Below are 14,023 nucleotides of genomic sequence, written 5' to 3'. Positions count from 1 at the left end.
TTTATTGTTAAGCTATATTTATAACTCCGTATGCTCATTATTTGTTTTAATTCTTTCCAATCTTTCTGATGCAAGCGTACTGGTTTCGTAAATCTTAACAAGCAATATAAAATAAGATAACAGTAGCGGGCCAAAAACAAGGCCCAATATTCCAAATAAAGGGATACCAATAATTACGCCAATTACTGTAATTATGGGGTGAATATTGCCAACTTTTTTTGCAATGATAAACCTTAGCACATTATCGATATTAATGATGACTACAAAACCAAAAATAAGCATGGCCCAGCCAGCAAAATTATTCCCGTTCGCAATCTGCAAAATCGCAGCCGGAACAAAAACAACCGGCGGCCCCAAAACGGGCACAAAAGAAATAAATGTTGTAATAACCCCCCAAAATACAGGATCTTTATAGCCCAAAACATAAAAAGAAAGACTCAAAAGCGAACCTTGAACGAGGCAGATCAGGCCTTGTCCCAATACATTGGCATAAGTTGTATTTCGCATTTCATCACCAAAACGAAGTGCATTCTGTTCTCTGAAAGGTGCATATTTAATCAATGAAAATTCGAATTTTCTTCGCTCTATTAACATAAAGTAGAGTAAAAAGTACATCACCAATAAACTTAATATAATATTTACTGCACTCGATATTAAGGATGGGAAAAGCTGAGTTGCCCAATTCCCCAAGCGGTTTAATCCTTCCTGGATAAGATCCTGATTAATTTTAACTGGAATAAGGTGCTGTAATTTAATCAGCAGATTCCTGAAAAACACTTCATTGTTCTTCAATTCTGAAATTTTACTGATAACCATACTACTTAATGCATAAAAAGGCATTACAATGAGTATGATACTAATGGTGATAAGGAAAATAGCCGTTACTCTTTTATTCCAGCCCTTATGCTCTGCCAAATGGATATACGCCGGCCGCATGATCGTGTAAAGCACCAAAGTACTTAAAATGGCACTAAAAATACTTTGCAAGGAATACGCAATCAACACCCCAAGCGCAATAATAATGACCAGGTTAATGTTATTGCGTTGTTTATAAGAGAATACTGACATATTTAGATAATAAGGGTATTCTTTAAATGCTAAAATGGCTGATTTTGTTTTTCTCGAGCTAAAATTTATATTCCATCATCAACCTCAATAAATTTGATCTTATTGTAAAGTGTTTTTCTATCGATATTTAAGATTTTTGCCGCCTTGGTTTTGTTGAAATTAACCGCTTTTAGCACCTCTAAAATAGCAGTATATTCGGCTTCTTTGGCAGCATCTCGCAAATTAAGTGATTTATCATTATTTAATTTAGCGGCAAAAGAAACGCTTTTTTTTCATGCTGTGCCTTAGGATAAGCAGTCATTCTAAGCTCCAATGGCAAAACATGAGTTTCTATCCAATCACCATCGGTTAATAAAGCAATCCGCCTGATAACATTCTTCAGCTCACGTACATTACCTGGCCAATTGTATGCCAATAAACATTTCATCGCTTCATCAGAAAAACCTTTAATCTTTTTATTCAATTCTTTGTTTACTGTGGCCAGAAAACGCTCAGCAAAGATAAGGATATCATTATCTCGGTGTTTCAATGATGGAACGTGCATAGAAAATTCATTAAAGCGGTGATATAAATCTTCCCTGAATATACCCTTTTGAATCCCTTCGAGTAAATTTTCATTTGTAGTTACAATAAGCCGCACATCCAGATCAATCTCCTTTGTACTTCCAATCCGTTTTATTTTCCGTTCCTGAACTGCCCCAAGTAAAGTCGCCTGGATCTCATATGATAAATTACCGATCTCATCAAGAAATAATGTACCGCCATTAGCTTGCTCAAAGTGACCAATTTTAGTGAAGGCTGCTCCAGTAAATGCCCCTTTCTCGTGTCCAAAAAACTCACTGGCGGCTAAATCTTTTGTTAAAGAACCACAATCCATGGCGATGAAAGGAGCTTTGCCACGCGAACTATTTAGGTGAATGGTTTTAGCAACACATTCTTTCCCTGTCCCGCTTTTTCCCGTTAAAATGACTGTGTACCCTGTTCGTGCTATGAGTTGGATTTGTTTCAGTAAAAGCGCAGAAGCATCGCTCTCACCATTTATATACTCTGGGCCATTTAGAAAATCGGAAATAACATTACTACCAGCAAGCTCAAAGTTTTTAGGCGATTTTAAGGCCTCCTGCGTTTCAAGGGCTTTATTTATGGTATTTAAAATTTCATCTGGGTAAAGAGGTTTCACAATATAATCGTAAGCCCCTAGCTTTATCAATTCTACGGCAAGCTTAATATCCGAATAACCTGTAATGATAATCACACCGGTGGCTGGATAGTTTTCCTTAATGTGGATTAAAATCTCCTTCCCATCTGTATCATCCAAACGATAATCGCATAATACCAAATCGAATCTCTCTTTTTCAAGAATTTGTAAAACCGTTCTACCTATAGTTACATTCGAAACTTCAAATCCATTTTTAGTTAAAAATTTGGAGAGCAATAAACCGATGCTAATTTCATCGTCAACAATGAGTACCTTCTTTTTCATGAGCAGCGTTATTATAAAAACCCAAACGCAGTGGTAAGCACATTAGGGTTAATAGTTAGATAACACATAATTACTCAAAAAAATTGCATTGAAAACTTTTGCAACATTTCCGCCATACAAAATATCAAATTAATACTACACCCACATACTACTTTCCGGAAAAATTTGCTTTTCTCTTTTCAACAAATGCAGTTACGCCTTCCTTAAAATCGGCAGTTTCGAAACATTTACCAAATTCTTCGATTTCGGTAGCGTAGCCATTGCTGTTATTTACAGATGCAATTACAGATTTTATTGCAGCCGAAATAGCCAGTGGTGCGCGTTGCTTAATAACATTCAGCATCTCTTCAGCTTTGCCAATTAGATCAGGCTGTGGAACAACATAATTTACAAGCCCTATTTTTTCTGCATCCGAAGCTGTAATCATATTTGCGGTCGTAATCATTTCTATTGCTTTACCTTTCCCAACCAATTGTGTAAGGCGCTGGGTACCGCCGTAACCAGGAATTAAACCCAAAGTAACTTCAGGCAAACCTAATTTCGCATGATCCGATGCGATGCGTATGTGGCAGGCCATAGCCAACTCCAGTCCTCCGCCTAAAGCAAATCCATTAATTGCTGCAATAAATGGCTTTGAAGAATTTTCAATGGCATTAAAAACCAGATCATGACCACGTTTTGCTAAATCTTCTCCCTGTTTACCACTATAATCAGAAAACTCTTTAATGTCAGCTCCTGCAACAAAGGCCTTTTCGCCTGCTCCGGTTAAAATAACGCCTCTTACTTCATCGGTTTTACCTGCAAAAGCAATTACATCCGCCAGTTCGGCCAAAGTGTCTTTATTTAAAGCATTCAGCGCCTTTTCACGGTTAATGGTAACGTATAAAATGTTTTCTTTTATCTCTGAGATTAAATTCTGGTATGCCATAGCTTAAAAATTTCTGTTTTCTGTAACCCAATTCTGAATATATTCTACAATACTTGCCATTGTTGTACCTGGGGGAAATAGCTCCCCAACACCCATATCTGCTAGTTTTAACCGATCTGCTTCCGGAATAATCCCTCCACCGGTTAACAACACATCATCTAACTGTTTTTCTTTCATAAAATGAATAATCTTTGGAAAAACCGTCATGTGTGCCCCCGATAGGATAGAAATCCCGATGGCATCAACATCCTCCTGAAGCGCTGTGTTTACCACCATTTCTGGTGTTTGGCGTAGGCCGGTATAAATTACTTCCATGCCTGCATCCCGTAAGGAAGTTGCGATTACTTTGGCCCCCCTGTCATGGCCATCTAATCCAACTTTAGCTACTAAAACGCGGATAGGCCGATTTAATACTTTGCTCATCATTCATATTAAGTTGACGTAAATGTATCGATTTTATTAGGTAATTGAGAAATAGGGAAAAAGTAGATAATGGTGATGGCTCATTGTTCATATAGTGATTTTCAATAGTGAATTAACCAATAATAATAACATATTGGTTCGTTTATAGCACCATAATGAAGTTCTGAGCTATCAACTATCAACTGTGGGCTAATAAACCTACAATCATTGTATAAATCCGCTCAATCTTTTTACATTTGCATTCCTAATTTACAGGTTTTTATGAGTGAAGAGAAGTCATTGAACTTTATTGAAGAAATTGTTGAGAACGACTTAAATAGTGGTAAGTATGAAACTTTGGTTACGCGTTTCCCGCCTGAGCCTAACGGTTATTTACACATTGGCCACGCGAAAGCAATATGCTTAAATTTCGGACTAACACAAAAATACGGCGGCTATACCAATCTGCGTTTTGATGATACCAATCCGGTAACAGAAAAAACAGAATATGTAAACAGTCAGCAAGAAGATATCAGATGGTTGGGTTTTAACTGGAAAAACGAATTATATGCCTCAGATTATTTTGATGAGCTGTATGGTTTTGCCGTTAAACTGATCGAAAAAGGTTTGGCTTATGTTGACGAGAGTTCTGCAGATGAAATTGCGGCTTTAAAAGGCACACCAACAGAACCTGGACAGGATAGCCCATACCGTAACCGCAGCATTGAAGAAAATTTAGACATTTTCACCAAAATGAAAAATGGCGAATTTGCCGATGGTGCTTATATTTTGAGAGCAAAAATCGACATGGCCAGTCCGAATATGTTAATGCGCGATCCGATTATCTATCGCATCAAACACGCTGAACATCATCGTACAGGCAACAAATGGTGCATTTACCCGATGTACGATTTTGCTCACGGACAAAGTGATAGTATCGAAAACATCACGCACTCTATTTGTACATTGGAATATGTTTCGCACCGTGAACTGTACGATTGGTTTATCGAAAAATTAGAGATTTTTCCTTCGAAACAATATGAATTTGCCCGTTTAAACCTTACCAGCACGGTAATGAGTAAACGTAAGTTACTTCAACTGGTTAACGAAAACTTAGTAAATGGATGGGACGATCCGCGCATGCCTACAATTAGTGGTTTGCGTAGGAGAGGTTTTACACCGAAGAGTGTACGCGAATTTTGCGAACGTATTGGTATTGCCAAACGTGAAAATTTAATTGAGCTAAGTTTATTGGAATTTTGTATCCGCGAAGATTTAAATAAAACGGCTAACCGTGTAATGGCGGTTTTAGATCCGATTAAACTGGTGATTACAAATTACGAAAAAGGAACAGAAGATTTAATCGGCGAAAACAATCCAGAGGCTGAAGATGGTGGTGGCACACGTGTAATCCCTTTCAGCAACGAACTTTGGATAGAGCGTGAAGATTTTATGGAAGTACCGGCGAAAAAATGGTTCCGCCTGGCGCCTGGTGCAATGGTACGCTTAAAATTTGCCTACATTGTTAAATGTGAAGATTTTGTGAAAGATGAAAACGGAAACGTTACCGAAATTCATTGTACTTACATCCCAGAATCGAAAAGTGGGAATGATACCAGCGGTATAAATGTTAAAGGAACCATCCATTGGGTAAGTGCTCCACATGCCAAAACTGCCGAAATCCGTTTGTACGACCGTTTGTTTACTTCTGAAACACCAGATGCTGAGGAAGGAGATTTTAAAGATTACCTAAACCCTGAAAGCTTAACGGTTTTACCTAACGTTTATATCGAGCCGGCCCTGGCAGATGCAGATCTAGATGGCCGTTATCAGTTTATCCGCAAAGGTTATTTCTGTTTAGATAGAGATTCTACTGCAGATAAATTGGTTTTCAATAGAACGGTAACACTGAAAGATACATTTAAGAAGCCAAACTAGTTTTCGCTATTTTTGGCCACAGATCAGGCACAGATGAACACAGATTAGCGTGGTTCGTCTGTGCTTTTTTATTGGTTCACTCGTTCATTAGCCATTAGTTAATTGGTGAGTTGTAGGTTATATGATATTCCATCATTAACCGCAAAGTTTGCAAAGGATAGACACTAAGTGCGCAGGGTGTTTTGCGGCTAGACTTCGGTCCTCCGTCTTCTGACTTTCTATTATTCCACCATCCATTTTACATCTTCCATCATTAACGGCAAAGAAATTACGCGGAGCACGCCAAGCTTTGCCTTTGTACCTAAACTTCGGACCTCTAACCCCAGACTTCCGGACCTATTTATCCCTATCGCTTAATACTTCGTATATACATTATAAAGCACCAATATATCTACTGGCGTTAAAGTCGGTGTAATATCACTCTGGATAAAATGGATTTTAAAAGCGGTGATTGCTGCAGGGAGATTGCGGGTATCGTAACCAATATATTTTAAGGCCATTTCGGTGTTAAAATCTACCGGAGGGTTCTTCAGCACATCATCATACCAATAGCCAAAGCCTTTATCCGCCAGTTTTTTCCAGGGGAAATTTTTAGGATCATTTTTTCGTTTAGGCGCTATATCGGCATGACCGATAAAATTCGCTGTCGGGATTGCATAGGTTTTCTTTAAAGTGGCCAACAACTTTAGCAGACTATTGATCTGTGCATTAGGCCATGGGTCAGTTAAGCCATTATTATCCAATTCAATGCCTATCGATGAAGAGTTTAAGTCGGTATCTTTCCCCCATTTACTTAAACCAGCATGGTTTGCGCGTAAATAGTCATTCACCATGTGCACTACTTTACCATCGCGGCTGATCACATAATGGGCACTTGTACCCGCTTTAGTGGAGAAAAATGTCTTTATGGTCTGTGCCAAACTATCTTGTGCAGTATGATGGATCACCACAAAATTTGGTTTACGTATCCCAAAATTTACAGAACCAATCCATTCCTGGTTTGTTGCTCCCAATGAATCGTAAAGTTGACCAACTGGCGGCGTGGCATTGATTATTTTAGAAAAATCCTTTGCCTTTTCCTTATAGATTTTTTCTGTTGCAGCATATTTGCTGCTTCCGCAGGCAGATAAAATAAGTACAAGAGAAAAAGCGGAAATAGATAATGATTTTGATGACCTTGAAAATAACATGGTATGAATTGTTAGCAAGTTGAAGTTACAAAGTTATCTTAAACTTCATCCAATGCATCAAACTTTATACAAAGCTTTCAAAATTTACTAATTTAGCAGCCATATACTTTAATATGAAGAATTTATACAAATCAACCCTGTTTTTATCGGCAGTAGCTATTTCTGTAGGCGCCTTATCGTCTTGTACCGGCAATAATAAATCTAAAGATGAAAAGGCTGTAGTAGTACAAAAAGATAGTTTAACCAATTATGTTGCACAACGCTTGCCTATTTACGAAAGGGTTAAATTAACCACCAATATAAATGAATTAAGTGTTAACGACCGTAAAATCTTGCCTTTATTAATTCAGGCAGCAGAAATTATGGATCAATTATATTGGAAACAAGCCTACCCACAAAGAGATAGCTTGTTGGCAACTATTAAAGATGAAAAAACACGCGATTTTGTTAACATCAATTATGGTCCCTGGGATAGATTAAATAATGATAAACCTTTTGTTGAAGGTGTTGGTGCCAAACCAGAGGGCGCATCTTTTTATCCGTACGGAATTACAAAAGAAGCCATAGAGAAATCGGACCTTGCTGATAAGTTTGGTGCATATTCGGTTATTCAAAAAGACAGTACTGGCAAATTATCAACTGTACCTTATCATGTATTATTTGCTTCAGAATTACAAAAAGCAAGCTCGTTATTAAAACAGGCTGCTTTAATTGCCGAAGATGCCGGTTTAAAAAAATATTTAAACTTAAGGGCCGACGCCTTAGTAACGGATAATTTTACTGCGAGTGATTATGCCTGGTTAGACATGAAAACCAATGGTTTGGACATCATTATCGGCCCGATTGAAAATTACGAGGATAAACTATTTAATGCCCGTACCAGTTACGAAGCTTATGTTTTGATCAAAGATAAGGAGTGGAGCAAGCGTTTGGCGAAGTATGTAAAAATGCTTCCTGAATTACAGAAAAACTTACCTGTTGCGGCCAAATACAAAACCGAAACACCTGGAACCGACTCGGAGTTAAATGCATATGATGTGGTTTATTATGCAGGAGACTGTAATGCCGGATCAAAAACCATTGCCGTTAATCTTCCGAACGATGAAAAAATCCAGCAGGAAAAAGGAACACGCCGTTCGCAGCTGAAAAACGCAATGCAGGCGAAATTTGATAAGATATTGGTACCGATTTCAAAAGAATTAATTGAAGCCGATCAGCAACAATACATTAAGTTTGATGCTTTTTTTGCAAACGTAATGTTTCACGAGGTAGCTCATGGCTTAGGGATTAAAAAAACCATTACCGGAAAAGGTTTTGTACGTGCGGCATTGAAAGAACAGTACAGCTGGTTAGAAGAAGGCAAAGCCGATATTTTAGGCTTGTATATGGTAACGGGCTTACTTAAAAAAGGCGAGTTGAAAGGCGATATAAAAGATTATTACACCACATTTATGGCTGGTATTTTACGTTCTGTTCGCTTCGGTGTTTCTGAGGCGCATGGAAAAGCTAATATGCAATGCTTTAATTATTTCCAGGAAAAAGGTGCTTTTGAACGTACCGCTAAAGGCACTTATAAAGTAAACTTCGAAAAATTTGCAACTGCCATGAACGATTTAAGCGCATTCATTCTTACCCTTCAGGGTAACGGCGACAAAGTTGCGGTAGAAAAAGCACAAAAAGAAAAGGCGGTTATCCATACAGAACTTCAAACAGATCTGGACCGGTTGACCAAAAAGAATATTCCGGTTGATGTTGTTTTCGAACAAGGTGTTGATGTACTTGGCGTAAAATAAAAGATTTCTTTTACGAGGAATTAAAGGCCATAGATATGCAAGTGTAAACTTGTTTGTCTGTGGCTTTTTTTGTTCACTCGTTTATTGGTCATTGGTTCATTTGTGGGCAGGAGTTAATTGTTGAAACTGGTTAACCGATTAAATGACTAAGTCCCTTTAAAAAAATCAGTCGTCATTTCGACTGAAGCGCAGCGAAATGGAGAACCCGAAGGCTCTGCGAAGCAAAATCTTCGATCTGTGTTTAAAGATTTCTCCATTACGCTACCGATGAAGAATCGGTGAGCTCCAGTCGAAATGACGATATTATTTCCCGATCATTTATACATAATTAATCTCAGAATAACGACTCAATTGAAGTAACACAACAATCTACTCACTCTTCGGACTCCTAACGTTCAACTTTTTCAAAATCCCTGTAACCTTTTCAAAAAACGGTCGTCTTATCTATAACTAAACAATGGAAACCTTTCGTTTCCGGGCTAAACTTTAAATTAAGCAAGCAATTAAATTGAAAGCGCATGCACATGCGGTATAGAAATCTTTTTGCCCATTTTTTTGAGAATAAACACCTAAAAATGAAAACACTGTACAGAATACCACTTATTGTTACTTTCCTTTTTACCGTTGCAGCTGGTTTTGCACAAACAAATCCTAAACCGAACATCAGTGGGGTAATTTTAGATGAAACCCAAAAACCTGCAGATTACGTTACGGTTGTGCTCTTTAAAGCATCCGATTCGAGCGTGGTTAAAACAGCATTTACCGATCCGAACGGAGCATTTAATTTTAATGTTTCGGGTAAGGGGAGTTATTTTTATAAAGCCAGTTACATGGGTTACAAAACACTTAAAAGTAAAACCATCGTTTTAACAGAAGATAATCAAAAGGCAGACTTCGGAACGGCTCAGCTCACGGCAAGCACTCAAAACTTAAAAGAAGTGAATGTAGCTGTAACTAAACCATTAATCGAAAGAAAAATGGATAAAATCGTGATGAATGTTTCCAATAGTTCGGTTATGACGGGTTCTACTGCGCTGGAAGTTTTGCAAAAAGCACCAGGCGTAACGGTAGATCAGAATGATAAGATTTCGATGATGGGCAAGCAGGGTGTACTGATTCAGTTAGATGGCAAGCAAACCTATATGAGCAGTGCCGATGTTGCTAATTTGCTTCGTAATATGCAGAGTTCAGATATAGAAAGTATTGAGCTGATTACCAATCCTTCCTCGAAATATGATGCTTCGGGTAACTCAGGAATCATTAACATCAAAACCAAAAAGAATAAAAACGGCGGAACGAATGGTAGCGTAAATGGTTCGCTCGGCTATGGTAAAAACCTGAGGGCAAATGCGGGTATAAACCTGAATCACCGTACTCAGAAACTGAATCTTTTTAGCAATTACAATTATGGTAAATTTGAAAGAGACAACCTGATTGCGATCGATCGTATTTCGAACGGAACGCCAGATACTTACTTTATGCAGGTTGGCGAGAGCAATAGGAAGCAATATAACAATAACTTTAAGGCTGGTTTAGATTATTTTATTGATAAGAAAAACACCATTGGGTTGTTGGTAAACGGCTATTTTAACCATGGAAATGAAACTGCGGTAAACAATACCTTAATTGGCCCATCTTTTAACCAGGTAGACTCTACCCTAATAACCAACTCATTGCAGGCAAACAAATACAATAATGTTTCTTATAACTTAAATTATAAATCTGTTTTGGATACCGCGGGTTCAGAAATCTCGGCAGATGTAGATTATTCCAAATACAAAGGAAACGACGGTTCTAATTATGAAAACGATTATCGGTTTCCCAATGGAGACAGAATCCGCCCGATCAGATATACCCGCAACAACACCCCATCGATTATTGATATCAAAGCATTTAAAGTCGATTATAACGTTTCGCTAAACAAAACGGTTAAACTCGAAGCAGGGGTTAAAAGCAGCTGGGTTAAAACCGACAATGATTTGCAGGCGGAAGAGTTAGTAAGTAATGCCTGGCAGAACGATGTAAAACGAAGCAATCAGTTCGTATACGATGAAAATGTAAATGCGGCCTATACCAATATAAACAAGCAGTTTAAAAATACCAGCGTACAGATTGGCTTAAGGGTTGAGCAAACCAATTCGAAAGGAAATCTGATTACCACAAACACAGTTGTAGAACGAAATTACTGGGATTTCTTTCCAACGTTATTTGTTCAACAAACGCTCTCAAAAAACAATCAATTAGGCTTTTCTTATAGCAGAAGGATAGACCGCCCAAGTTACGATGCTTTAAATCCCTTTATTTATTACTTAGACGAATTTACCTATAGTAAAGGAAATCCATTTTTAAATCCGCAGTATACACACAATTTTGAGCTTAGTTATACACTATTGCAAAAATACATGCTCTCAATTGGCTATAGCAGGGTTAACGATGTAATTGCAGAGGTAATTTTGCCAGATGCAGCGAATCAATCTTTATATCAAACCAATGCAAATATTGCCACCAACATTAGCTACAACGCCAATTTAAACGTACCTGTTCAGATTACGAAATGGTGGCAGACCAATAATAACTTAAATGTTTTTTACCTCAGTTTCAAATCGCCAGATTTGGCAGGGAGTGCTTTAAAAACCGGAAAAACATCTTTCCAATTTAAATCGCAACAAACCTTTACCATTATGGATGGTTTTACAGCAGAAATAAACGGTAGCTACGAATCACCGCTCGATTACGGTACCTTAAGTTTAAAAGCCCGTTATTATGTGGATGCGGGTTTAAGCAAATCGTTATTCAACAAAAAAGCAAGTTTGAAGCTGGCCTTATCAGATGTATTTAATATGTCTGAAAACAATTTATCAAGCGCCTATCCGGGTTTAACTTACTCAGTACACCAAAAAAATGAAACTCAAATTGGTAGAATCAGTTTTACCTACCGCTTTGGTAAAAACGAAATCAAACCAGCCCGCCGCCGTGCAACGGGTACCGAAGCAGAACAAGGTAGGATGAAGAATTAGGGATCAAAAAGAGCGTGTATTATTAATATAGAATTGTCATCCTGTCCAAAGGACTCCTACGGAGAGCTTGTCGAAGGACCTGCCATTATACTGTCTAGGAGGGCCGACAGGTTCAACCTGACAAACTTAAAGGGAAACTTGTTTAGGTACACCTCTTTTTTCGAGCTTGTTTTATTGTTATTCTAATTCAAAGTCGTCACCCTGAATTTATTTCAAGGACTATCTTGCTATAAGATCCTGAAATAAATTCAGCATGACGATTAGTTGGGATTTAAAACTTGTATTCCATTACATAATCGTCCATAAAGTAACCTTCACCTATATCAAGTTTTACCGTTTCTTTAATGGTAAAGCCTCCTTTTAAGTAAAAATCTTTGGCTTTGTTCTGTTTGTTTACATTCAATTGTAAAGCACTTCCCCCCGCATCTTTCACCTGGTTAAAAACCTCGTTAATTAAGATTTTTCCAACACCTTTTCCATGGGCAGACGGCAGTACATAAAGCTTGTGAAGCTTGTAAATACGTTCTTCATGTCCAACAATAGAATAACCTGCGAAGCCAAACTGATTTTCGTCCTCCTCTGCAATCAGGAAAATATGCCCTTCCATAAATTGTTTCAGTAGCTCCCCTTTGTTGTACATTTTATCCAACATGTAATCAATCTGTGCCTGCCCGATAATATCGAGGTAAGTTGATGGCCAGGTTGCCACGGCAATATCCCTGATAATTTCTATATCTTCTTCATTTGCTTTTCTGAGGGTAATCATATTGGTTCGCTTATAAAAATTGGTTGTCCTGAAAAGGTAAATTCTACAAAGCCATCTTTAACTACAGTAAAAATTTCTTCTTCATTTTGCATTAGGTTAGTTACTTCGATATACCGGTTGCCATGGATCAGGAATTCACTTCCCGCAGGTTTCCAAACAGAGAATCCTGGTTTTATAGGATAGTGTTTCGATCTTTCAGTAAACACCACCAGATTAATTTTGTCTTCAAATCCGGCAAATTTCTCCAGATCAAATTTCTTTGCAATTACATTTACCGCGGGATATCGCTCTTCGTACAAATAATTAATAGCCACCATTAATGCATCAACAGGGCCTTGAATAACTTTTGTATCCTCTTGAGTTTCCTGTCCGTTCCCATTTACCAGCACATCTACCTTTAAACCTAAAGAAAAAATCTTATCGTAATTTTCTCCATTAACCAAAAGCGTAGGGCTCCATTCGAGCAGTTGGCCCAAAAGCTCTTCGTTAAAATTCCCAAGCTCATCAATGTATAAAGCTGGCTCTTGTTTCTCTTTTACAATATGGTGTGAAGACATAATGCGAATATAGAAATTTCGCTTTAAGTACGGTAAGGGAAGAATCAGTTAGGGGTAAAAATGATTAACGATATACTAGGTGCTCTCTTTAACTAATGTGTAAAAATCCTGATAGGCTTCAATAAAATCATCGGCAAAATTAATGGCTCCAGAAACGGCTATGCCATAAATACCGGTTTGCATTAAAGCTTCCACATCGTATGTTTTAATCCCACCCACAGCCAATACCGGAATGCCGATGGCCTGAGCTTTCAATTCTTTTACCACATGCTGATAGCCTTCAATGCCTAAATGCGCATAATTATTGGGTTTGGTTTCAGTTTCTGCAAATGGACCATAACCAGCATAATCGGCACCTTCTTTTACAAGTCTGATTAAATTGTCTACTGTATTCGCCGATCCTCCCAGTGTAATATCATGGCCAACCAGTTTGCGAAGTTTTATAAAATCGGCGTCCATATCTTCGATATGAAAACCCTGGATATCGGCCTTTCCATTTAAATGAACATGATCGGTAACGATTAAGGTGGTGCCCCAATCATCACAGATTTCGGCTATCGCATTAATATCCTGTAAGAGTTCTTCATCACTTTTGCTTAGGCTACGGTATTGGATCCATTTTGCACCAGCCTCGCAGGCTTGTTGTGCCTGTTCGATGTGGCTTAAATGTGGAATATCGTGCGTAATGTAATGAAGCTTCTCTATGTATTTCATACTGGGTGAACAGGATTTTAAGATCAGGAGGGCAATATAAACAAAATCGCCATTGCAAATGTATTCTGCAATGACGATCCTATTTTAGCTTTAACTTTTTTGTATTCAGTTTCATATGCTATGGCGCACAGACCATCTGAATAGGATCTTGTTTAGTGAGCCAACAA

At 38.0% G+C, this 14,023-nt stretch carries 12 protein-coding genes; 3 read left to right on the top strand and 9 right to left on the bottom strand.

What is annotated here, in order from left to right; all coding sequences use genetic code 11:
* Positions 1–18: 18 nt before the first annotated feature.
* From EYS08_RS07415 to EYS08_RS07400, 5 genes are all read right to left on the bottom strand, one after another.
* On the bottom strand, positions 19–1,068 hold the full coding sequence (locus EYS08_RS07415) for an AI-2E family transporter (RefSeq protein WP_131029421.1): 1,050 nt from the start codon (positions 1,066–1,068) through the stop codon (positions 19–21).
* A 65-nt stretch (positions 1,069–1,133) separates the two neighbouring features.
* Positions 1,134–1,289, bottom strand: coding sequence for a helix-turn-helix domain-containing protein (locus tag EYS08_RS26310; protein WP_244215885.1), 156 nt, complete (start codon positions 1,287–1,289; stop codon positions 1,134–1,136).
* A gap of 20 nt (positions 1,290–1,309) precedes the next feature.
* Complete coding sequence (locus EYS08_RS07410; protein ID WP_244215884.1) at positions 1,310–2,551, bottom strand: sigma-54-dependent transcriptional regulator; 1,242 nt, start codon at positions 2,549–2,551, stop codon at positions 1,310–1,312.
* Positions 2,552–2,699: 148 nt separating this feature from the next.
* Entirely contained in the window at positions 2,700–3,479 is a 780-nt protein-coding gene (locus EYS08_RS07405) for an enoyl-CoA hydratase/isomerase family protein (RefSeq protein ID WP_131029420.1), read from the bottom strand.
* A gap of 3 nt (positions 3,480–3,482) precedes the next feature.
* Positions 3,483–3,905 carry a cobalamin B12-binding domain-containing protein gene (locus tag EYS08_RS07400; protein ID WP_244215883.1) on the bottom strand — a complete coding sequence of 141 codons (423 nt, stop codon included), beginning with the start codon at positions 3,903–3,905 and terminating at the stop codon, positions 3,483–3,485.
* A 258-nt stretch (positions 3,906–4,163) separates the two neighbouring features.
* Between EYS08_RS07400 and EYS08_RS07395 the strand changes: the two genes are divergently transcribed.
* Positions 4,164–5,819: a glutamine--tRNA ligase/YqeY domain fusion protein gene (locus EYS08_RS07395; RefSeq protein ID WP_131029419.1), complete on the top strand. Its 1,656-nt coding sequence runs from the start codon at positions 4,164–4,166 to the stop codon at positions 5,817–5,819.
* 353 nt (positions 5,820–6,172) lie between these two features.
* On the opposite strand, the gene EYS08_RS07390 is transcribed toward EYS08_RS07395, so the two are convergent.
* Complete coding sequence (locus EYS08_RS07390; protein ID WP_131029418.1) at positions 6,173–7,009, bottom strand: N-acetylmuramoyl-L-alanine amidase; 837 nt, start codon at positions 7,007–7,009, stop codon at positions 6,173–6,175.
* 113 nt (positions 7,010–7,122) lie between these two features.
* Between EYS08_RS07390 and EYS08_RS07385 the strand changes: the two genes are divergently transcribed.
* Entirely contained in the window at positions 7,123–8,802 is a 1,680-nt protein-coding gene (locus EYS08_RS07385) for a dipeptidyl-peptidase 3 family protein (protein ID WP_131029417.1), read from the top strand.
* 575 nt (positions 8,803–9,377) lie between these two features.
* The gene (locus tag EYS08_RS07380) at positions 9,378–11,819 is read left to right on the top strand and encodes a TonB-dependent receptor (RefSeq protein WP_165456401.1); all 2,442 of its coding nucleotides are present in this window, start codon (positions 9,378–9,380) and stop codon (positions 11,817–11,819) included.
* A 271-nt stretch (positions 11,820–12,090) separates the two neighbouring features.
* Here the strand turns inward: EYS08_RS07380 and EYS08_RS07375 are convergent, their stop codons facing one another.
* From EYS08_RS07375 to EYS08_RS07365, 3 genes are all read right to left on the bottom strand, one after another.
* Positions 12,091–12,585 (bottom strand): GNAT family N-acetyltransferase, encoded by a 495-nt coding sequence (locus EYS08_RS07375; protein WP_131029415.1) that lies wholly within the window; start codon positions 12,583–12,585, stop codon positions 12,091–12,093.
* Positions 12,582–13,142 carry a thiamine pyrophosphokinase gene (locus tag EYS08_RS07370; RefSeq protein WP_131029414.1) on the bottom strand — a complete coding sequence of 187 codons (561 nt, stop codon included), beginning with the start codon at positions 13,140–13,142 and terminating at the stop codon, positions 12,582–12,584. The genes EYS08_RS07375 and EYS08_RS07370 overlap by 4 nt, the downstream gene beginning before the upstream one ends.
* Before the next feature lie 75 nt (positions 13,143–13,217).
* Positions 13,218–13,856: a thiamine phosphate synthase gene (locus EYS08_RS07365; RefSeq protein WP_131029413.1), complete on the bottom strand. Its 639-nt coding sequence runs from the start codon at positions 13,854–13,856 to the stop codon at positions 13,218–13,220.
* Positions 13,857–14,023 lie beyond the last annotated feature (167 nt).

This window comes from Pedobacter kyonggii (genome assembly GCF_004310665.1).
In the GTDB taxonomy this organism is placed as follows: domain Bacteria; phylum Bacteroidota; class Bacteroidia; order Sphingobacteriales; family Sphingobacteriaceae; genus Pedobacter; species Pedobacter kyonggii.
This window is presented reverse-complemented; position numbering and strand designations above follow the sequence as displayed.